This window comes from Halomonas borealis (assembly GCF_004798905.1).
GTDB lineage: Bacteria > Pseudomonadota > Gammaproteobacteria > Pseudomonadales > Halomonadaceae > Halomonas > Halomonas borealis.
On record NZ_SDMO01000002.1, the window covers coordinates 131,891 to 152,140 of the forward strand.

The following is a 20,250-nucleotide window of genomic DNA, read 5'->3' on the forward strand; positions in this document are numbered from 1 at the left end:
ACCCTCGAACGAGGGTGAGGGGAGACGGAGGATCGATGCCGATTAGCGGACGGGCGGCGCGTAGAGGATGCCGCCTTCGTTCCACAGGGCGTTCATGCCGCGGCCGATGGCGAGCCGCGAGTCCTCGCCCACGGTCGTGGCGAACACCTCGCCGTAGTTGCCCACCTGGGCGATGATGTCGTGGGCCCAGTCGTCCTCGAGGCCCAACTGTTCGCCATAGTTGCCGTCATTCCCCAGCAGGCGCGCGACCTGGGGGTTGGGCGGGTTCTGCTTCATCTCCTCGACGTTGCCGCTGTTCACGCCCAGCTCCTCGGCATTGACCATCGCGAACACGGTCCACTTGACGATATCCAGCCACTGATCATCGCCCTGGCGCACCACCGGGCCGAGCGGTTCCTTGGAAATCAGCTCGGTGAGGATCTCCACGCTGTCCGGCTCCGGCAATTGCAGGCGCAGGGCGCTGAGCTGCGAGGTATCGGAGGTCAGCACATCACAGCGACCGCTGGCGAAGCCCTGGGCCGTCTGGTCCGGGGTATCGAAGGTCACGGTGTTGATCTCGATGTCCCGGGACGGGAAGTAGTCAGCGAGGTTCAGTTCGTGGGTGGTACCGGACTGGATGCAGATGGAGGCGCCATCGAGGTTCTCGAGGCTCTCGATGCCGAGATCCTTGGCGACCATGAAGCCCTGGCCGTCGTAGAAGGTCGTGGTGGTGAAGTTGAGGCCCAGGGAGTTATCCCGCGTCGCCGTCCAGGTGGTGTTGCGCGAGAGCACGTCGATCTCGCCGGACTGCAGGGCGGTGAAGCGCTCCTTGGCGGTCAGCGGGGTGAAGACCACCTTCTCCGGATCACCGAAGATCGCCGAGGACACCGCGCGACAGGTCTCGACATCCAGGCCCTGCCAAGTGCCGTTCTCGTCCGGCGAGGAGAATCCAGACAGCCCGACGTTGACGCCGCAGCGCAGATTACCGCGTTCCTTGACTTCGTCGAGGGTGGCGGCCGAGGCGGCACTCGCCACTCCCAGGCCGAGGGTCGCGACAGACAGGGCGATCAGCGTCTTGTTGTTGTAGCGCATGATCCTTGACTCCATAGCTGTGAAAGGAATGCGGGGCTCGTGATTCCGCAAGCACGAACATAACAGAGCCGGGGAACGGTGCACGGGGCCGCTTTTAAACGTTCGGTTCGACTTTTCATGTGGTACTGCCCTAAAGCCCGTTTCCCGGCGCCGTACCGATTCCGTGAGCCGTTACCGTCTTCGGCCCTGCCGTACAGACGAAAGGTCAGCTCACAGAAAGCGCCCGACCTCGAGGGTCGGGCGCCATGGGTACGCCAGCAGATCAGCGCGCGTTAGAACCTGCCACCGGCACCGCCTCCCGGTCCTCCGCCGGCTCCCGATCCTGAACCGCCAGGGCCACCACCGCCACCGGAGCTGCCGCCGTTACCACCGGCTCCCGAGCCGCCACCGGAACCGCTCCCACCGCCGGAGCCACCGCCGGCACCGCCTCCCGGTCCTCCGCCGGCGCCCGACCCTGAACCGCCAGGGCCACCACCGCCACCGGAGCTGCCGCCGTTACCACCGGCTCCCGAGCCGCCACCGGGGCCATCACCATCACCGCCACCGGGACCGCCGCCATCACCGCCGCCGTCACCGCCGCCGTCACCGCCGCCATCACCGCCGCCGTCACCGCCGCCGTCACCGCCGCCGTCACCGCCGCCGTCACCGCCGCCATCACCGCCGCCGTCACCGCCGCCGTCACCGCCGCCATCACCGCCGCCATCACCGCCGCCATCACCGCCGCCGTCACCGCCGCCGGTATCGGCGTCATCGTCTTCGGGATCATCCATTGGCGTGGGTGGACTGGTCGGTGCAGGAATGACATCTCCTGTGGTGTTGGGCACGACGGCTACGAGCCTCAGGAAGGAGGAACCATCACAGCCCTCCAGGAAGCCCCCTCCGCAGCCGCCGCCACCACCGCCCGCCGCGGGTGGCGGAAGGTCCTCGAGCAGTGCCGCGACCTCGGCGTCGGTCAGTGCCTCGGCCGGCTGTGTCATCTGGTCGTTGGCGACGTTTGCCATCTCATTCGCCGAGAGCGCACTGCCCCCGGCCCGATCGATTTCCGACTGCGCCTGAACGCCGGAGGCTGACAGGCAGCCCACGGCGACGGCCAGGGCAGCTAACTTGAACCCTTGCATCTCGCCCCTCCTCCGCCGCCGACCGGAGCCGCCGACGACACATGACGCCAGACAACATTCTGTTACATACAACCCAAGCATCGTCATCAAGTGCGGGCTTCACCATCGGAAGAAGTGCTGATTATCGCCTCGGGAAAATCAGCCATACGAATGCCCCGCCAACAGCAGGAAACTCGTACCCGTGGCATCGATCGTCGTCTCGCCGGCCCCGCATCACGCCCGGCACATCCGCCTCGAGCGTTGGCCGCGGCCACGGCTCCCCCAGGCACCGATCCTCGACAGGCCGGGGCGGCATCATGGTGACATGATAGGATGACCCGCATGCTCCGCCTTTCCGCCGCGCCTGGAGACTCGTATGCGCCTGACCCACTTCACCGACTACTCGCTGCGAGTATTGACCTATCTGGCCGTGAAGAAGGGCAAGCAGGAAGAGCGTGCGACCATCGCCGAAATCGCCGAGCGCTTCGCCATCTCGCGCAACCATCTGATGAAGGTCGTGCGGGAGCTGAGCCGGCTCGGCTACCTGCATGCCACTCGCGGCAAACACGGCGGATTGCTGCTGCGCCATGCGCCCGCCGATATCTCGCTGGGTGGGCTGGTCCGCGATACCGAGCCCGACCTCGGCCTGGTGGAATGCTTTCGCGACGGCGACACCTGCACCATCACCTCGGCCTGCCGGCTGCGGCCGATCCTCGGCGAGGCTCTGGCCGCCTTCCTGGCGGTGCTCGACCGCTACACCCTGGCGGACCTGCTGGGGCCACAGCGAGACGATCTGGAACAGCTGCTGCACCTGGACGACTTGCCTCCCGCCGTCGAAGCGCGACCGGCCTCCTAGGCCTCATCTGGTCTTCGTTCGCCGACTCTTCAGACAAAGCCTAAGTCGCGTAGCCCCATCGAATCGCCTCACGGCCGCGATCCAATCGACGGCTTGCCACGGGCGTCGGCTCCCCCCTACTCGAGGCCCCGCACCGGATGTCTCAGCGGCCCCGCCCCTCAAGCGCCTTGCGCGATGAATCCATGATGAAAACTTCTGGATGACCAACTAGCTTGGGGGATGTCGTCGCCTTTTCGCCGGCGGCCTAGCAACGCATGGAGGTATGCGATGTTCACTCGAAACCGTTCCCACGCCACCCTGTTCGCCCTGCTGCTCGGCGGCGCCCTGCTGTTGCCAGGGATCGCCCTGGCCGATCATCACGAAGACGATGGCATGCAGCAAGACGCCATGAGTGATGAGGCGATGGAAGAAGAAGGCGCCATGAAGCACGATGCCATGGGCGAGGAAGGCGCCATGGACGGCGACGCTGCCATGAAGTCCGAGGGTGACGATGCCATGGCCGACGAGGAAGACACCATGAAATCAGCAGGCGAGGATGCCGACGACGAGATGATGGAGGAAGACGACGAGATGTGACGCTCGGCGCGCCCCTGACCCGCCGCCGGGCCTCTAGCCCGGCGGCCGCCCTCCCGATACGGGGCTCACTGAGGTCCTTTCGGTCCTCGTCTTGCCTGCCGGCGACATGCCCACGCCGTACCCGGGAGGCTCCATGGCCAAGATGCACCATGCCGCCCGCGACCGCCCCCAGACGATCATCCGCCGGCACCCTGGTCGCCAGTGGTTCGTCGCTGCTGGGTGGCTGCGACCGCCTGCCGCGTAGCGATGCGCTACAGCCACTGTTCGACGCCAGCGAGTCGTTGACCCAACGCACCCACCGCCTGCTCGCCTCCCGCGAATCGCTGGACCGCGAGTATCCTGCCACGGACATCGCGCCGACCTTTCGCCCCAACGGCACCACCCGGCCCGACGGAGCCGAGTACCGGCGCCTGGCCGACGGCGGCTTCCATGACTGGCGCCTGCGGGTGGACGGCCTGGTCGAGTTCTCTCTCGATGCGCTGCGCGCCATGCCGGCGCGTACCCAGATCACCCGCCACGACTGCGTCGAGGGCTGGAGCTGCATCGGCCAGCGGACCGGCGTACCGCTGGGCGGGCTGCTGTCGCGGGTAGGCGTTCACGACTCGGCGCGCTTCGTGGTCTTCCACTGTGCCGACCGCTATCGAGGCGGGGACCGTTACTACGAGAGCCTGGACCTGCGCGAGGCTCACCACCCCCAGACCCTGCTGGCCTACGCCCTCAATGGTGCCGACCTGCCCGTCGCCAACGGCGCCCCGCTGCGCCTGTGCGCCGAGCGTCAGCGGGGCTACAAGATGGCCAAGTACGTGATGCGCCTGGAAGTGGGGGAAAGCTTCGCCCATCTGGGCGGCGGCCACGGCGGGTTCTGGGAGGATCGCGGCTACCGCTGGTGGGCCGGCATCTGAGCCCGCGGACAGCCGAAGGCGGAACGTGCTAGCCTCGCCGATTTCCCGGTCATGGAAGCCTACATGCTCCGCTCTTCCCTCCGCACGACGCTCGAGCGTCGCCTGCCCGCGCTGGCGGCCCTCGGCCTCGCCGCCCCCGCGCTCGCCGGCAGCCTCAACACCTCCGACATCCAGGCCCACGGCGACTGGCACTCACTGGCCCTGCAGCTGGGCGACGAGCATCATGTGCGGGCGCTGGAACAGCACAGCTATAGCGACAGCGTATTCAGTCTCAACGCCACCCCGGGCGCCTGTGGGGCCCCCTGGTTGGAGCTGCGCGTCGAACTCGGCGAGCTCCAGGCCGAGAGCGCCATCGTCAACCGAGTGCCGGCGGACCTGCTGATCGATCAGGGCTGGGTCCACCAGGGACAGGCCGACTTCATCACCGAGCGCGGCAACAGCGGCTTCTACGCACGCCTTAGCCTGCCCGATATCGACGCCGCACTCGACGAGATGCGCGACGGCGAGACGCTGCGACTGCGCCTGCACCGCGCCGAGGACGACTACTGGTTCCTGGTCTTCAGCCTGGCGGGCTTCGAGGAGGCCCAGCAGCGCATGCAGCGGCTTTGCCGCGCGGGCTAAGGCCTGCCCCCTGCCACAACGCAAGACGCCCCCGCCGCGGGGCGGCGAGGGCGTCCTGCATGAACGCTCGGGGCGATCAGCTGCGGATCAGGTGATCGAAGGCCCCCAAGGCGGCCTTGGAGCCTTCGCCCATGGCGATCACGATCTGCTTGTAGGGCACCGTGGTCACATCGCCGGCGGCGAAGATACCGGGCACCGAGGTCATGCCACGCTCATCGACCACGATCTCGCCATGCGCGGAGAGCTCGATGGGCGAGTCCTTCAGCCACTCGGTATTGGGTACCAGGCCGATCTGCACGAAGACACCCTCGAGGGCCAGCTCGCGAAGCTCGCCGGAGGCGCGCTCCTCAAAGGTCAACCCGGTGACGCGGCTGCCGTCGCCGTTGACCGCGGTGGTACGCGCGCCCTTGATCACCTCGACGTTGGGCAGGCTTGCGAGCTTCTTCTGCAGCACCTCGTCGGCGCGCAGCTCATCCATGAACTCGATCAGCGTGACCTCGCCGACGATGCCGGCCAGGTCGATGGCCGCCTCGACGCCCGAGTTGCCGCCACCGATCACCGCCACCCGCTTGCCCTTGAACAGCGGGCCATCGCAGTGCGGGCAGTAGGCCACGCCCTTGTTGCGGTACTCGGCCTCACCCGGCACGTTCATCATGCGCCAGCGGGCGCCGGTGGCCAGCACCAGGCTCCGGCTCCTCAAGCTGGCGCCGGACTCGAAGCGCACCTCATGCTCGCCGCCCGACTCGCCCGGCACCAGCTCGACGGCACGCTGCAGGTCCATGATGTCGACGTCGTATTCCTTGACGTGTTCCTCCAATGCCGCGGCCAACTTGGGGCCTTCGGTATGCGGCACCGAGATCAGGTTCTCGATGGACAGGGTGTCCAGCACCTGGCCGCCGAAGCGCTCGGCGGCCACGCCGGTGCGGATGCCCTTGCGCGCCGCATAGACCGCCGCCGCGGCGCCAGCCGGGCCGCCGCCGATCATCAGCGTATCGAAGACTCCCTTCTCGCGGATCTTGGCGGCCTCACGCTCGACGGCACCGGTGTCGACCTTGGCGAGTATCTGCTCGAGGCTCATGCGCCCCTGATCGAACGTCTCGCCATTGAGGAACACGCTCGGTACCGACATCACCTCGCGGGCCTCGACCTCGTCCTGGAACAGCGCGCCGTCGATGGCATCGTGGGAGATACGCGGGTTGAGGATCGCCATCAGGTTCAACGCCTGGACCACGTCCGGGCAGTTCTGGCACGACAGCGAGTAGTAGGTCTCGAAGTGTAGGTCGGCGTCGAGCGAGCGGATCTGTTCGATGACCTCGTCGCTGGCCTTGGGAGGATGCCCTCCCACCTGCAGCAGGGCGAGCACCAGGGAGGTGAACTCGTGGCCCATGGGGATGCCGGCGAACACCACGCCGGTGGACTCACCCGCGCGGTGCAGGGCGAAGGCCGGCACGCGGCGATCCTTGCCCTCGGTAGACAGGGTGATCCTGTCGGAAAGCCCGGCGATCTCGACGAGCAAGGCATGGAGTTCCTGGGACTTGTCGCCGTCATCCAGGGTGGCGACCAGCTCAAAGGGTTGCGTGACCTTGTCGAGATAGGCTTTCAGCTGTTGCTTCAGAGAGTCGTCCAACATGACGGCGGCAATCCTCGATAGCGGGGGGTTCAAGGACACGACTTCCCCGTGCGAGCCATCGGCTCGCCGCCTGGCGCGTGTCTCAGGAAAACCCGGGAATAGGGCCCCGCCGCGGCGTCGACGCGATCTCGCTTGCGCGACTGGTTGGGCGACCGCGGCACCGCCACGGCGGGGTAACAGAGAGCGGAAGTCGGCGACTCCCACGTATCGGTATGGGCTTAGATCTTGCCGACCAGATCCAGGGACGGCGCCAGGGTCTCTTCGCCTTCTTCCCACTTGGCCGGGCAGACCTCGTTGGGGTTAGCGCGCACGTATTGGGCGGCCTTGACCTTGCGCAGCAGCTCCTCGGCGTTACGGCCGATGTTGCCGGCATTCAGCTCGATGATCTGGATCTTGCCGTCCGGGTCGACCACGAAGGTACCGCGGTCGGCGACGCCTGCTTCCTCGATCAGCACCTCGAAGTTACGCGATACGACATGCGTCGGGTCGGCCAGCATCGGATACTGGAGCTTGCCGATGGTCTCGGAGCTGTCGTGCCAGGCCTTGTGGGTGAAGTGGGTGTCGGTGGACACGCCGTAGATCTCGACGCCGAGCTGCTTGAACGCGTCGTAGTTGTCGGCCAGGTCCCCCAGCTCGGTGGGGCAGACGAAGGTGAAGTCGGCCGGGTAGAAGAAGAAGATGCTCCACTGGCCTTGCAGGCTCGCTTCGCTGACCTCGACGAAATCGCCGTTGTGGTAGGCGGTGGCATTGAACGGTTTAACTTCGGTGTTGAGCAGTGACATGGCGTTCCTGTCCTCGTTGGGTCGGTGTGTGAAGAAGACAGGGACGAGAATATCGGCAACGCATCAATAGTTTAAATTGAATGATATTATTTTTCTGATAGTTAATGGCTAACACAATGTTTCCTACCTCGTGCGCCCGCACACAAGGCGCCCCCACCGCCGGGCGATGGGGGCGCGGAAACCAACGCAACATTGCCCCCGTTCAACGCAGCTCGCTGACGGCCTCGCGAATGTCCGCGACGCTGGCCTTGGTGAGGTCCTTGGCCAGGGAATGGATGACCGTCTTGGCGGTAGGCCCATCGAGCTTGTCGCGCAGCAGCCCGAGGAAGCGCGGCGGGGCGACCAGGATCAGCTTGCCCAGGCGGTTGTCCACACGGGCCTGGTAGAGACGATCGGCCACCTCGCGGGCGAAGAGATGCTGGTGATGCGCGGAGGCCGTGCCCTCGCCTCCGGCCGACCGGGCCGCGGTGGCCGAGGATTCGTGCACGTCGCCTTCGCGATCGGTCACCAGGTCGCCTTCGTGCAGGCGTCCCTCGGCGTGCACCAGGCTATCCTGCTCTTCGAGTTGAAGGGCATCCCGGGTGAACACCCGGGCCCTGGCGGCATCGGCCACCACGATATAGGTCGTCATAGTCACTCCTTGCCTACGCATGAGAAAGCGCGAGGGAGCCTCGGCGCTCTTCCTCTCACAGCATTGGCAAGGCATCGCCCAGCGTCAAACGGCGACACCCGGCGTCGGCATCCGCGGACACTGCCGCACGGCCGCCGGCTAGGGTAGGATGCCGCCCTCACCGGCGCGGCGCGCCGCCACGCTCGCACGGCATCTCGAAGGCCGACCCTCGGAGGACACGATATGCGCCACTTCCTGTTCCCGCGACACCCCCTGCCGCGTCGCACCCTGTTGTTCTGCCACGCCGTCCTGCAGCTCGGCCTGCTGATCGCCGGCGGCCTGTGGCTGGCCCCACGCACGCCTTGGCTGGCCGATGTCGGCTGGGCGGCGGCCTGGCCGGCACTGGCCTTGGGTGGTGGTACGCTGCTGCTGGCCATGGTCGGCGTACGCCTGCTGGCCGAGCTGTGGTTGCTGCCTCATCACCTGGCCACTCAGCGCACCGGCTTCTCCTCCGGTGCCATGGTCACTCGCTCGGTGGAGCGCCGTCCGGCGATCCACGACCCTCAACGCAGCCAGGCCGACGGCGGCCGCGAGGTCGATGCCGAGGACACCGTGCTGAGCCCGGCCCGTGTCGCTCGCCAAACGCCGCGTCAGCGTGGCGACGAACCGAGCCTGGACCTGGCCGAGGGCCAGCCGGAGCCCGCTCCCCGCCACGAGCCTCGCCTCTAGGCTTGCTGAAGAGTCGACGAGCGAAGGCCAGACAAGGAAAAATCGGCGGGAAACGGAGTCTACGGGGTGTGAATGCGTACGTTGAGTCGATTCTTAACGCCGTATGGCCGAGCGCAGCCAGTTTGCGAACAGGGCCTAGGCCGCCATGCTCGGTAACCACGACGAACCCCGGCCGCGGCCGGGGTTCGTCATCGTGTCACCTGGCGACGCCGCCTTCAGCCGTGCGGTTCGTCCAGCAAGCGGCGCATGAAGGGGGGCAGCGCCAGGGCGCCACGGTGGGCCTCGGCGGTGTAGTAGTCGAGCGGCAGCTCGTGCGCCGTGGCATCCGCCTCGCGGAAGGTCGCGACGTCGCCTTGCTTGCCGGCCAGGGTCACGCTCCACCAGCCGGAGGGGTAGACCGGCTGCGGGAAGGGCAGCGTGGCCACGCTGTCGAAACCGGCCTCGCGCATGTCATGGCGTAGCTCGCGGATGATCGAGCCGCTGTGGTAGAGCGGCGACTCGCTCTGCTGCACCAGCACCCCGCCCGGGCGCAGCACGCGATGGCAGCGGCGCAGGAAGTCGGTCTTGAACAGACCTTCGGCGGGCCCGACCGGGTCGGTGGAGTCGATGATCAGCACGTCGATGCTGTCCTCGGCGGCCGCCTCGATCCACTTCACCCCATCGGCGAACTTGAGCTCGGCGCGCGGATCGTCGTTCGAGGCGGTCAGCGCCGGGAAGAAACGCTCGGATGCCCGGGTCACCTCCTCGTCGATATCGATCTGGGTGACCCTTTCGACGCCGGGGTGGCGCAGCACCTCGCGCAGGGTGCCGCAGTCGCCGCCGCCGATGATCACCACCCGCCGGGGATCGGCGTGGGTGAACAGCGCCGGGTGGGCGATCATCTCGTGGTAGAGGAAGTTGTCGCGGTCGGTCAGCATCACGCAGCCGTCGAGCGTCAACAGGTTGCCGAAGGCCTCGGTCGCGTAGACCTCGAGGAGCTGATAGGGGCTCTGCACCTCGTGTAGCTTCTCGGACACCTTCAGCGAGAAGGCACTGCCGTGGCTAGCGAAGACTTCGGTGAACCAGCCAGCATTAAGCTCATGGCCGTGGCCAGAGTCGAAGCCTGTATCGTGCGTGGAACTCATCGCAAACCCTCAGGGTGACGAGTGAAAGAAAACCCGGGCCGCCCGCGGCGGCCGGCAAGGACGCCTAGCGAAGGGCACGCCGGCGAAGCGCCCACAGCACCAGCACCGCGCACGCCGCCCCCAGGGCGTTGGCCATGAGATCGGCGGGATCGCCGCCGACGCGCCCCGGCACCAGGGTTTGGGCGAACTCGACGGCCACCCCGAACAGCACGGCGGCGGCGAAGGCCAGCGGCAGACGCAGGCCGGCCAGCCCAACGAGCCCGGCGATGGCGGCATAGCCGAGGAAATGGCTGGCCTTGTCCCAAGGCAACGAGCTCGGCAGCTCATCGCCCGGCGTCAGGCTGCCCCAGGCGATCACCAGGGCCGCCACCAGCGCCAGCCCGGCCCACAGGCGGCGCCGGTCGTGCCAGCGCCGCAGCAGGCACATGAGTCGACCCGTCTCAGCCATGGGGCGCTTGGTGATAGGCGGGGCTCAGCTCGTGCAGCGCCTCCATGAAGTCGGTCACGCGCTGCGGATCGGTGAACTGGCTGATGCCGTGGCCCAGGTTGAACACATGCCCCGGGCCGCTGCCGTAGCTGTCGAGGATGCGCGACACCTCGGCGCGAATCGCCGCAGGATTGGCGAACAGCACATTGGGGTCCAGGTTGCCCTGCAGGGCCACCCGGTCGCCGACCCGCGCCCGGGCGCCGGAAAGCTCGGTGCTCCAGTCGAGCCCCAGGGCGTCGGCGCCGCTCGCCGCCAGGTCTTCGAGCCACTGGCCGCCGTTCTTGGTGAACAGGATCACCGGCACCCGGCGCCCCTCGTGTTCGCGAATCAGCCCGGCGACGATCTGCTCCATGTAGCGCAGCGAGAACTCCCGATAGGCGGGCGTGGAGAGTGCTCCCCCCCAGGTATCGAAGATCTGCACGACCTGGGCGCCGGCGCGGATCTGAGCGTTGAGATAGTCGGTCACCGCCCGGGCCAGGGTGTCGAGCAGCCGGTGCATGATGTCCGGCGTGTCGTAGAGCATCGCCTTGACGTGGCGGAAGTCCTTGCTCGAGGCGCCTTCCACCATGTAGGTCGCCAGCGTCCAGGGGCTGCCGGAGAAGCCGATCAGCGGCACCCGGCCGTTGAGCTCGCCGCGGATGGTCGAGACGGCGTTCATCACGTAGTCCAGGTCGCGCTCGGCATCGGGCACGCTGAGCGCGTCGACCGCCTCGGCGGTGCGCACCGGCTTGCGGAACTTGGGCCCCTCGCCGGTCTCGAAATACAGTCCCAGCCCCATGGCATCGGGAATGGTCAGGATGTCCGAGAACAGGATGGCGGCATCCAGCGGATAGCGTTCCAGCGGCTGCAGGGTGACCTCGCAGGCGCGATCGCGGTCACGACACAGGTTCATGAAGCTGCCGGCCTGGGCACGCAGCTCACGATATTCCGGCAGGTAGCGACCGGCCTGGCGCATCATCCACACCGGCGTGCGGTCCACGGGCTGCCGCGCCAAGGCGCGCAGGAGGCGATCGTTGTTGAGTTCCATGCGGGCGCTCATCCACGGAAAATGTGGGCGCATTGTAACCCATAGGAACCACTCGGGCTGCTCGTGAGGCCGTCATCGTCCTGATAGAATGGGGACATCTCCATCGGCCATGCCATGGTCATGCATCGAGGTATCCCGTGACGATTCGCTACATCGCCGCCTCCCGGCTGCCCACCCCCTGGGCCACCTTCACCATGCACGGCTTCGAAGACGAGGCCACCGGCAAGGACCATGTCGTCTTGACCCTGGGCGACGTCGACGATGGCGCGCCGGTCCTCGGCCGCGTGCATTCCGAGTGCCTGACCGGCGACGCCCTGTTCTCGATGCGTTGCGACTGCGGTTATCAGCTACAGGAGGCGCTCAAGCGCATCGCGGCCGAAGGCCGCGGCGTGTTGCTCTATCTGCGCCAGGAAGGCCGCGGCATCGGCCTGCTCAACAAGATCCGTGCCTACCACCTGCAGGATCAGGGCGCCGATACCGTCGAGGCCAACGAGCGCCTCGGCTTCGCCGCCGACCTGCGCCGCTACGACCTCTGCCTGCCGATGCTCGAGGCGCTGGGCATCGGCTCGCTCAGGCTGATGACCAACAACCCGCGCAAGGTCGATTCCCTGACCCAGGTCGGCGTCGAGGTCAGCGAGCGAGTGGGGCTGACCACCGGTCTCAACCCCCACAACGAGCACTATCTCTCCACCAAGGCCGGCAAGCTCGGCCACATGATGGCGCTGGACGACTTCACCCCGGCCGGCGACGTGGACGACGAACGCAAGCCCTGAGCCCGCCTCCCATCGACGAGCCCCGCGGCAGCGACGCCGCCGCGGGGCCTGGCCCTTCGGGCCCACCGCCCGACCTCCCGCTCACGGCCGCGCCTGGGCGATCACCTCGCCGCCGCACACCTCCTCTCAGCGACGACATAGGCCGACGTTATCGCCGCCATAGGCATCTATGTTTTGGCTTATCTTTAACGTGCTATTATTATACTCGTTATCAAATCGCACCAACGAGGATGCTCCCCATGAAGACCAAGATGATCGCCGCCAGCCTGCTACTCGCCGCCCTGCCCATCGCCGCCCAGGCCGACCAGGCCAGCGAGCGCGCCCTGACGCTCAACCAGGCGTCGCTGTCCACCGCTCAAGACACCGCGACCCAGGATGCCTCCCACGAGACGACCATGGACTGGGGCGGCAGTGAGGCCATGGCCCAGGCCCGCCTGCGCCTGAATGCCCAGCCGCAGCCGAGCCGTATCGCCTCCAGCGGCAGTGCCAACGAGCTGGCCCGCCAGGCCACCCAGGGCTGAGGCACACGCCTCACGCCTGATCGCGGCCGCCTTCCGGCGGCCCGATGCAAGAAGCCCTCGGCCTTGGCCGAGGGCTTCTGCGTCTATCGAAGGCGAGGGTCAGCCTTGCTGGGCCGACGATCGGTCGCCCGGCGCACGCCAGAAGTAGCGTAACACCTGGGCTATCACCACCAGGGTCAGAATGCCACAGACCCCGCCGACCAAGGCGCTGCCCGACAGGCCGGCGATGAAGAACGCCAGGATGCCGGACACCCCCGCGGTGATCGCGTAAGGCAGCTGGGTACGCACATGATCGATGTGATCGCACGACGAGCCCGCCGAGGAGAGGATGGTGGTATCCGAGATCGGCGAGCAATGATCGCCGAAGATACCGCCACTGAGCACCGCGGCGATGGCCAGGCCGAGTGGAAGATCCATGGCGACCGCCACCGGCATGGCGATGGGAATCAGGATGGCGAAGGTGCCGTAGGACGTCCCGGTGGTGAAGGCCACCAGGGCACCGATCAGGAACAGCAGTACCGGCACCACGCTCGGCGAGATATTCGCCTGGGCCAGCGTCACGAGATAGTCGGCGGTGCCGAGCTCGGAGGTCACGCTGCCGATCGACCAGGCCAGGGTCAGGATGATGTAGACCAGGGTCATGCTCTTGATGCCATCGACCACGATATCCATGGCCTCGCGGAAGTCGAACAGCTTCTGCGTCATGCCCATGGTCAGGCCGACGGCCACCGCCACCAGCGTGGCGATCAGGATCGACTGCCCACCGTCGGCCTCGCCCACGGCGGTGACCAGGTCATTCTCGGGGAAGTTGCCGGTCCACAGGAACAGCGGCGGAATCATCCCCACCAGCACCGCGATGGGCACCAGCATGTTGCGCTTGCGTGCCGTCGCCTCCGGCACAGGGCTCATCTCCTCGGCCTCATGCCCGGAGGGCGGCTGGGCCCCATCGGCCATCACCGCCCCGGTGGTCTTGGCGCGTTCCTCGGCGCGGGCCATGGGGCCGAAATCGTGCTGGGTCACGACGATGTAAACGATCATCCCCAGGGCCAGCCAGGCATAGAAGTTCAGCGGAATCGATGACAGGTAGATCAGATACTCGGAGCCATCGATCTCCATCGCGGTCAGCTGAGTGCCGATCAGCCCCATCACGAACACCACCCAGGTGGAGACCGGACCCAGCAGGCACATCGGCGCAGACGTCGAGTCGACGATATAGGCCAGCTTCTCCCGCGAGACCTTCAACCGGTCGCTGATCGGCCGCATCACGCTGCCCACGGTCAGGGCATTGAAGTAGTCCTCGAAGAAGATCAGCACGCCGAGCCCCAGGGTCGCGCCCTGGGCACCGCGCCGCGAGGCCACCCGGGCCGAGATGGCACGGGCGATGGCCTGGGCGCCACCGGTGCGCTGCAGCACGCCGATCAGCACCCCGAACAGGCCGCAGTAGATCAGTACCGTGACGCTCCATTCGTCGCCGACGCTGGGGATGATGAAATCACCGAAGCTATTGTAGAGACCGGCCGCGGGGTTGCCGCCGGCCAGCATGGTGGCACCCAGCCACACGCCGCAGAACAGCGCCGGAATGACGTTGCGCGTCACCAGCGCCAGCACGATGGCCAGCACCGGCGGCAACAAGGAAAGGATTCCGAATGACATCAGGGGGGTCTCCTGGAAATTATTGTAGGCCTCCACCGGCGTGCCCGGCGCGAATGGCGCCGATCATCCGGACGAGCCGGCGCGCAGCCGGGCATCCTAGGCTCCCCGGCTCGTTCCGGCAAGCTTGATGTCACATTCCGACAAGACACCGTCGAATCGCGGCATCGGCACACGCCCCAGACGCGACGAAGCCCCAGCGGATGGGGCCTCGTCGTGCATCACGCGTATCGCTGCGGGGTCAGGCGGCGCGAGCCTTGCGGATGCGTTCGTAGGCGTTGCCGATCTCGCTGGTGCGTTCCTTGGCCACCTCGCGCATGCTCTCGGGCATGCCCTTGGCGGCGAGCTTGTCGGGATGGTTCTCGCTCATCAGGCGCCGATAGGCCTTCTTGATCTCGGCATCGCTGGCCTCGGCGGAGACTCCCAGCACCTGGTAGGCATCCTCCAGCGAGGGGCCCGAGTCGCCCGCCGCATCGGGGCCGCCACGCAGCATCGCCTCGATCTGGGCGATCTCGGCATCGGAGCAACCCAGCCCGCGCATGACCCGTGTCAGCATCTCGTGTTCGGCGGGGTGCAGCTGGCCATCGGCGGCCACGGCGGCCAGCTGGACCTGCAGGAATACCTGGCGCAGCGCCGGCTGGGTGCCGACGATCTGACGCACCTTGGCCAGCTCGGCGTCCAGATCGAAGTCGGCGCTCTTGCCGCGGGTGAAATCGGCGCGCGCCTTGGCGCGCTGCTGCTCGTTGAGCCGCAGGCGATCCCACAGCGTGCGGGAGGCCGCCAGCTCGTCCTCGGAGACCTGACCATCGGCCTTGCACAGGCACCCCATGACCGCGAAGGTCGATTCGAGGAACTGCGTCTGCACCCCGGCCAGCCGCCCCAACATGCTCTTGCGCAGCCGATGCGCCAGCCAGTAACCCAGCCCGCCACCGACCAGCAGCCCCACGAAGCCACCGATCAGGTAGCCCAGCAGGGCGCCGATGAATAACAACACTCTCATGACGTTTCTCCCTGTTCGACGGCGTCGGCCGCCAGTCGGCGGCGAATCGCCGCCTCGATACCCGCCGCGTCGAGGCCGCACTCGGTCAGCAGTTCGGCGGGCTTGCCATGTTCGACGAAGGCGTCGGGCAACCCGAGGTTGAGCGTCACCCCCGGGTGCCCCGCCGCCATCAGCACGTCGTTGACGCCGCTGCCGGCGCCGCCGGCGATCACGTTCTCTTCGAGCGTCACCAGCAGGTCATGCTCGGCGGCGGCGGCCAGCACCGCCTCGCGATCCAGCGGTTTCACCGAGCGCATGTTCAGGTGCGTGGCGTCGAGCCGTTCGGCCACCTCGGCGGCGGGGCCATTGAGGCTACCGAAGGCCAGCAGCGCCACCCTGGGCCCATCGCCACCGGCACGGCGACGCCGCTGGGCCTCGCCGATCGCCAGGGGCTCCAGGTGCTCGGGTATCTCGACGCCGGGGCCGGTGCCGCGCGGATACCGCACCGCCGCCGGCCCGGCATGGTGATAGGCGGCGCTGAGCATGGCCCGGCATTCGGCCTCGTCGGCCGGCGCCAGCACCACCAGGCCGGGCACGCAGCGCAGGTAAGACAGGTCCAGGGCGCCGTGGTGAGTCGGGCCGTCCTCGCCGACCAGCCCGGCACGGTCGATGGCGAAGGTGACGTCCAGCTCCTGCACCGCCACGTCATGGATCAACTGATCATAGCCGCGCTGCAGGAAGGTGGAGTAGATCGCCACCACCGGTTTCATGGCCTCACAGGCCATGCCGGCGGCCAGCGTCACCGCATGCTGCTCGGCGATCGCCACGTCGTAGTAGCGCGTCGGATGTTCCTGGGAGAAGCGAATCAGGTCCGAGCCCTCGCGCATCGCCGGGGTGATGCCGATCAGCCGGTCGTCCGCCACCGCCATGTCGCACAGCCAGTCGCCGAACACCGCGCAATACTTCTTCGGCTTCGGGCGCGATACATCGCTCTGCGGCTTGGGACCCTCCGGCACCGGGTTGGCCGGCTTGAGCGGCGGCGCCTCACTCTTGCCCGGCTCGCGCTTCTCCAGCTTGGTGATGGCGTGATAGCCGATGGGATCGGCCTCGGCGGGCAGGAAGCCGCGCCCCTTGCGGGTCTTCACGTGGAGGAACTGCGGGCCATCCAGGTCGCGCATGTTGCGCAGGGTCTGGGCCAGCGCCGTCAGGTCGTGCCCGTCGATGGGACCGATGTAGTTGAAGCCCATCTCCTCGAACAGCGTCGCCGGGCTGACCATGCCCTTCATGTGCTCCTCGGTGCGCCGCGCCAGCTCCAGGGCCCCGGGCAGGTGCGAGAGCACCTTCTTGCCGCCCTCACGCATGCTGGTGTAGGGCTTGCTGGCGAGTATCCGCGCCAGGTAGCTGGCGATACCGCCGACATTCTCGGAAATCGACATCTCGTTGTCGTTGAGCACCACCAGCAGGTTGGCATCGACGTGCCCGGCGTGAGCCAGGGCCTCGAAGGCCATGCCCGCGGTCAGCGCCCCGTCGCCGATCACCGCGCAGGCCCGGCGGTTATCGCCACGGGCACGAGCGGCCAGGGCCATGCCCAACGCCGCGGAGACCGAGGTGCTGGAATGGCCGACACCGAAGGTGTCGTACTCGGATTCGGCGCGCCGCGGGAAGGCCGCCAGGCCACCGTACTGGCGGATGCCGGTCATCGCCTGGCGTCGCCCGGTGAGGATCTTGTGGGGGTAGGCCTGGTGGCCGACGTCCCAGACCAGCCGATCGTAGGGGGTCTCCAGGGCATGGTGCAGCGCCACCGTGAGTTCCACGACGCCGAGCCCGGCGCCGAAGTGGCCGCCCGAGACGCCCACGCTGTAGAGCAGGTAGGCGCGCAGTTCGTCGGCGACCTGGGCGAGCTGGGTATCGTCCATGGCACGCAGGGCGGCCGGCGTTTCCAGGGTGTCGAGCAGCGGCGTGGCCGGACGCTCGACCGGAATGTCATCGAACAGCTTCATGAAGGCTCTATCTGTCAGGGAAGCCCGTGGGCTTCCTCAGTGGTCACGCTCGATCATGTATCGGGCCAGTTCGGCCAGGGGGGCGGCGGCGGCGCCCAGCGGCGCCAGGGCCGCCACGCCCTCCTCGACCAGCTCGACGGCCCGCGCCCGTGCCCCTTCGAGCCCCAGCAGGCTGGGATAGGTGGGCTTGTCGCGAGCCGCATCGGCCCCCGAGGCCTTGCCCAGAGTCACGGTATCGCCGGTGACGTCGAGCACGTCATCGTGGACCTGGAAGGCCAGGCCGATCGCCTCGGCATAGCGCTCCAGCGCGGCCAGCCGAGGATCATCCTCGTCGACCGCGACCAGGCCGCCCAGGCGCACCGCGGCACGAATCAGCGCGCCGGTCTTGTGGCGGTGCATGGTGGCCAGTGCCGTGACGTCAGGGTGGCCACCCACCGCGGCGAGGTCCAGCGCCTGGCCGGCGACCATACCATCGCGACCGGCGGCCTGGGCCAGGGTCGTGATCATCGCCGGCAACCGCGGGGGGGCCGTCGCGGCGAGCACCTCGAAGGCCAGCGTCTGGAGGGCGTCGCCGGCCAGTATCGCCGTGGCTTCGTCATAGGCACGATGCACCGTCGGCTGACCGCGCCGCAGGTCATCATCGTCCATCGCCGGCAGGTCGTCGTGGACCAACGAGTAGGCGTGGACCAGCTCCAGCGCCGCCGCCGCCGCGTCGAGGTCGGCATCGGCAGCCCCCAGGGCACGGCCCGCGGCGTAGACCAGCACCGGCCGCAGCCGCTTGCCACCGACCAGCACGCCGTGGCGCATCGCCGCATCGAGGCGGGCATCCGCCGTCTCTCGACGCCTGAAGAGCGTCTCCAGGCGAGCATCGGCCCGCGCCCGGTCGGCGGCCAGTCGCGCCACCAGGGTGTCAGCGTTCACCATCGTCCTCCGCGGGCGGGGCGAAGGGCCGCAGGTCGATGCCGCCGCCCTCGCCTTCGGTCAGGGTGCGCACCTTGAGTTCGGCCTCGTCGAGCCGGCGCTGGGCGTCGCGGGTCAGGCTCACGCCCTGCTCGAAGGCCGCAAGCGAGCCTTCGAGCGTCAGTTCGCCGGACTCAAGCCGTTCCACCAGCGCCTCCAGGCGCTCGACGGTTGCGGCGAAGTCCGTCGGCGCGGCCTCGTCCCGAGACGAGCTATGCTGTTCCGCCATGGCTTTCCTCGTTAGTCGCTCCCACCATGAGGGCGATAGTATACACGCTCCCCCCCGGGGGTCGTCTGCCCCGACGAAGTCCGCCCCGAGGCCGCACGACGGGCGGCTCATCATGCAGGCGACTCAAGTCGGCGACGCAGCATTTTCATCCCGCCATTTCCGGGCTGTGGTAGCATGTTCCCCCTCATTTTCGAGCCAGCAGCGGTTCAGGCTTTCCCCCCTTTTTCGAGGGCCCCAGCCATGGCCTGAAGCGGCATGCGGCGCACACCGAACAAGGGTTGATTCGACCATGGCCAAGACTTCCCTGGACAAGAGCAAGATCAAGATCCTGCTGCTCGAAGGCGTTCACCAGAGCGCGGTGGACCACTTCCTCAATGCCGGCTACACCAACATCGAGCACCTGCCGACCTCGCTGGACGAGGAGACGCTGATCGACAAGATCCGCGACGTCCACTTCATCGGCATTCGCTCGCGGACCCAACTCAACGAGCGTGTCTTCAGTGCCGCCGAGAAGCTGGTGGCCGTGGGCTGCTTCTGCATCGGCACCAACCAGGTGGACCTGGACGCGGCCCTGGTGCGCGGCATCCCGGTGTTCAATGCGCCCTACTCCAACACCCGCTCGGTGGCCGAGCTGGTGCTGGCCGAATCGATCATGCTGCTGCGCGGCATCCCCGAGAAGAGTGCCTCAGCCCACCAGGGCGGCTGGCTGAAGTCGGCCAAGAACGCCCACGAGGCCCGCGGCAAGATCCTCGGCATCGTCGGCTACGGCAGCATCGGCGCCCAGCTCTCGGTACTCGCCGAGTCGCTCGGCTTCGACGTCATCTACTATGACGTGGTGACCAAGCTCGGCATGGGCAACGCCCGCCAGGTGGGCAGCCTCGAGGAACTGCTGGCCCGCGCCGACATCGTCAGCCTGCACGTACCCGACCTGCCGCCCACCCGCTGGATGATCGGCGAGGAACAACTCGCGCTGATGAAGCCCGGCGGCATCCTGATCAACGCCTCCCGCGGCAGCGTGGTGGTCATCGAGGCGCTGGCCGAGGCACTCGAGGCCGGCCGCCTGCATGGTGCCGCCGTGGACGTCTTCCCGGTCGAGCCCAAGGGCAACAACGAGGAGTTCGTCAGCCCGCTGCGCGGCCTGGCCAATGTCATCCTCACCCCGCATATCGGCGGTTCCACCCTCGAGGCCCAGCAGAACATCGGCCTCGAGGTCGCCGAGAAGCTGGTCACCTACTCCGACAACGGCACCACCATCACCTCGGTCAACTTCCCCGAGGTCGCGCTGCCCTCGCACCCGGGCAAGCATCGTCTGCTGCATATCCACGACAACGTGCCGGGCGTGATGTCCGAGATCAACCGGGTACTCTCCGAGAGCGGCATCAACATCCTCGGCCAGTACCTGCAGACCAACGAGCGCATCGGCTACGTGGTGATCGACGTCGACAAGGAATATGGCCAGCGGGCGCTGGACACCCTGAGCCGGGTCGCCCACACCAATCGGGTGCGGGTGCTCTACTCCGAGACCAGCTTCGAGGGCTGAGACGGCCTTTGCCCCAGCGACGACCCCGGCCCCGTGCCGGGGTCGTCGCGTCCGAGGGGCTAGAACGCCCCCCTCCCCCGCGGGGT

At 67.6% G+C, this 20,250-nt stretch carries 21 protein-coding genes; 8 read left to right on the forward strand and 13 right to left on the reverse strand.

Annotated features, from left to right (window positions below):
- Positions 1-42: 42 nt before the first annotated feature.
- Both ETC07_RS03580 and ETC07_RS15625 read right to left on the reverse strand, forming a co-directional pair.
- The gene (locus ETC07_RS03580) at positions 43-1,071 is read right to left on the reverse strand and encodes an amino acid ABC transporter substrate-binding protein (protein WP_136247137.1); all 1,029 of its coding nucleotides are present in this window, start codon (positions 1,069-1,071) and stop codon (positions 43-45) included.
- Between the two features lie 262 nt (positions 1,072-1,333).
- A complete protein-coding gene (locus ETC07_RS15625; RefSeq protein ID WP_168709155.1) occupies positions 1,334-1,837 on the reverse strand; it encodes a hypothetical protein in 504 nt (167 codons plus the stop codon).
- Positions 1,838-2,544: 707 nt separating this feature from the next.
- On the opposite strand from ETC07_RS15625, the gene ETC07_RS03590 reads away from it, so the two are divergent.
- From ETC07_RS03590 to ETC07_RS03605, 4 genes are all read left to right on the forward strand, one after another.
- Positions 2,545-3,024, forward strand: coding sequence for an Rrf2 family transcriptional regulator (locus ETC07_RS03590; RefSeq protein ID WP_136247138.1), 480 nt, complete (start codon positions 2,545-2,547; stop codon positions 3,022-3,024).
- 267 nt (positions 3,025-3,291) lie between these two features.
- The gene (locus tag ETC07_RS03595) at positions 3,292-3,600 is read left to right on the forward strand and encodes a hypothetical protein (protein WP_136247139.1); all 309 of its coding nucleotides are present in this window, start codon (positions 3,292-3,294) and stop codon (positions 3,598-3,600) included.
- A gap of 149 nt (positions 3,601-3,749) precedes the next feature.
- Positions 3,750-4,502, forward strand: coding sequence for a molybdopterin-dependent oxidoreductase (locus ETC07_RS03600; protein ID WP_136247140.1), 753 nt, complete (start codon positions 3,750-3,752; stop codon positions 4,500-4,502).
- A 63-nt stretch (positions 4,503-4,565) separates the two neighbouring features.
- Positions 4,566-5,123, forward strand: coding sequence for a hypothetical protein (locus ETC07_RS03605; RefSeq protein WP_240724548.1), 558 nt, complete (start codon positions 4,566-4,568; stop codon positions 5,121-5,123).
- A gap of 76 nt (positions 5,124-5,199) precedes the next feature.
- Here the strand turns inward: ETC07_RS03605 and ahpF are convergent, their stop codons facing one another.
- The 3 genes from ahpF to ETC07_RS03620 all read right to left on the reverse strand — a co-directional run bounded on the left by ahpF (position 5,200) and on the right by ETC07_RS03620 (position 8,166).
- Positions 5,200-6,753: an alkyl hydroperoxide reductase subunit F gene (gene ahpF / locus ETC07_RS03610; RefSeq protein WP_136247141.1), complete on the reverse strand. Its 1,554-nt coding sequence runs from the start codon at positions 6,751-6,753 to the stop codon at positions 5,200-5,202.
- A 218-nt stretch (positions 6,754-6,971) separates the two neighbouring features.
- A complete protein-coding gene (gene ahpC / locus ETC07_RS03615) occupies positions 6,972-7,535 on the reverse strand; it encodes an alkyl hydroperoxide reductase subunit C (RefSeq protein ID WP_136247142.1) in 564 nt (187 codons plus the stop codon).
- A gap of 202 nt (positions 7,536-7,737) precedes the next feature.
- Positions 7,738-8,166, reverse strand: a complete 429-nt coding sequence (locus ETC07_RS03620; protein WP_136247143.1) for a host attachment protein — start codon at positions 8,164-8,166, stop codon at positions 7,738-7,740.
- 222 nt (positions 8,167-8,388) lie between these two features.
- On the opposite strand from ETC07_RS03620, the gene ETC07_RS03625 reads away from it, so the two are divergent.
- Positions 8,389-8,874, forward strand: a complete 486-nt coding sequence (locus ETC07_RS03625) for a hypothetical protein (protein ID WP_136247144.1) — start codon at positions 8,389-8,391, stop codon at positions 8,872-8,874.
- 215 nt (positions 8,875-9,089) lie between these two features.
- Here ETC07_RS03625 and speE read toward each other — a convergent pair whose 3' ends face one another.
- The 3 genes from speE to hemE all read right to left on the reverse strand — a co-directional run bounded on the left by speE (position 9,090) and on the right by hemE (position 11,512).
- Complete coding sequence (gene speE, locus ETC07_RS03630) at positions 9,090-9,998, reverse strand: polyamine aminopropyltransferase (RefSeq protein WP_136247145.1); 909 nt, start codon at positions 9,996-9,998, stop codon at positions 9,090-9,092.
- 64 nt (positions 9,999-10,062) lie between these two features.
- Positions 10,063-10,446: a VanZ family protein gene (locus ETC07_RS03635; RefSeq protein ID WP_136247146.1), complete on the reverse strand. Its 384-nt coding sequence runs from the start codon at positions 10,444-10,446 to the stop codon at positions 10,063-10,065.
- Positions 10,439-11,512: a uroporphyrinogen decarboxylase gene (gene hemE / locus ETC07_RS03640; RefSeq protein WP_136247147.1), complete on the reverse strand. Its 1,074-nt coding sequence runs from the start codon at positions 11,510-11,512 to the stop codon at positions 10,439-10,441. The genes ETC07_RS03635 and hemE overlap by 8 nt, the downstream gene beginning before the upstream one ends.
- Positions 11,513-11,649: 137 nt before the next feature.
- Here hemE and ribA point away from each other — a divergent pair, with 137 nt between their 5' ends.
- Both ribA and ETC07_RS03650 read left to right on the forward strand, forming a co-directional pair.
- Positions 11,650-12,285, forward strand: a complete 636-nt coding sequence (gene ribA, locus ETC07_RS03645; protein WP_136247148.1) for a GTP cyclohydrolase II — start codon at positions 11,650-11,652, stop codon at positions 12,283-12,285.
- A 239-nt stretch (positions 12,286-12,524) separates the two neighbouring features.
- Positions 12,525-12,806, forward strand: coding sequence for a hypothetical protein (locus tag ETC07_RS03650; protein WP_136247149.1), 282 nt, complete (start codon positions 12,525-12,527; stop codon positions 12,804-12,806).
- A gap of 99 nt (positions 12,807-12,905) precedes the next feature.
- Here ETC07_RS03650 and ETC07_RS03655 read toward each other — a convergent pair whose 3' ends face one another.
- The 5 genes from ETC07_RS03655 to ETC07_RS03675 all read right to left on the reverse strand — a co-directional run bounded on the left by ETC07_RS03655 (position 12,906) and on the right by ETC07_RS03675 (position 18,624).
- Positions 12,906-14,459: a Na+/H+ antiporter NhaC family protein gene (locus ETC07_RS03655; RefSeq protein WP_136247150.1), complete on the reverse strand. Its 1,554-nt coding sequence runs from the start codon at positions 14,457-14,459 to the stop codon at positions 12,906-12,908.
- A 238-nt stretch (positions 14,460-14,697) separates the two neighbouring features.
- The gene (gene djlA, locus ETC07_RS03660) at positions 14,698-15,456 is read right to left on the reverse strand and encodes a co-chaperone DjlA (RefSeq protein ID WP_136247151.1); all 759 of its coding nucleotides are present in this window, start codon (positions 15,454-15,456) and stop codon (positions 14,698-14,700) included.
- On the reverse strand, positions 15,453-17,435 hold the full coding sequence (gene dxs, locus ETC07_RS03665) for a 1-deoxy-D-xylulose-5-phosphate synthase (protein WP_136247152.1): 1,983 nt from the start codon (positions 17,433-17,435) through the stop codon (positions 15,453-15,455). Before dxs ends, djlA begins: the two co-directional genes overlap by 4 nt.
- 36 nt (positions 17,436-17,471) lie before the next feature.
- Complete coding sequence (ispA, locus tag ETC07_RS03670; protein ID WP_136247153.1) at positions 17,472-18,359, reverse strand: (2E,6E)-farnesyl diphosphate synthase; 888 nt, start codon at positions 18,357-18,359, stop codon at positions 17,472-17,474.
- Positions 18,346-18,624: an exodeoxyribonuclease VII small subunit gene (locus ETC07_RS03675; RefSeq protein WP_136247154.1), complete on the reverse strand. Its 279-nt coding sequence runs from the start codon at positions 18,622-18,624 to the stop codon at positions 18,346-18,348. Before ETC07_RS03675 ends, ispA begins: the two co-directional genes overlap by 14 nt.
- Before the next feature lie 289 nt (positions 18,625-18,913).
- On the opposite strand from ETC07_RS03675, the gene serA reads away from it, so the two are divergent.
- Positions 18,914-20,164 carry a phosphoglycerate dehydrogenase gene (gene serA, locus ETC07_RS03680; RefSeq protein WP_136247155.1) on the forward strand — a complete coding sequence of 417 codons (1,251 nt, stop codon included), beginning with the start codon at positions 18,914-18,916 and terminating at the stop codon, positions 20,162-20,164.
- The last annotated feature ends 86 nt before the right edge of the window (positions 20,165-20,250 follow it).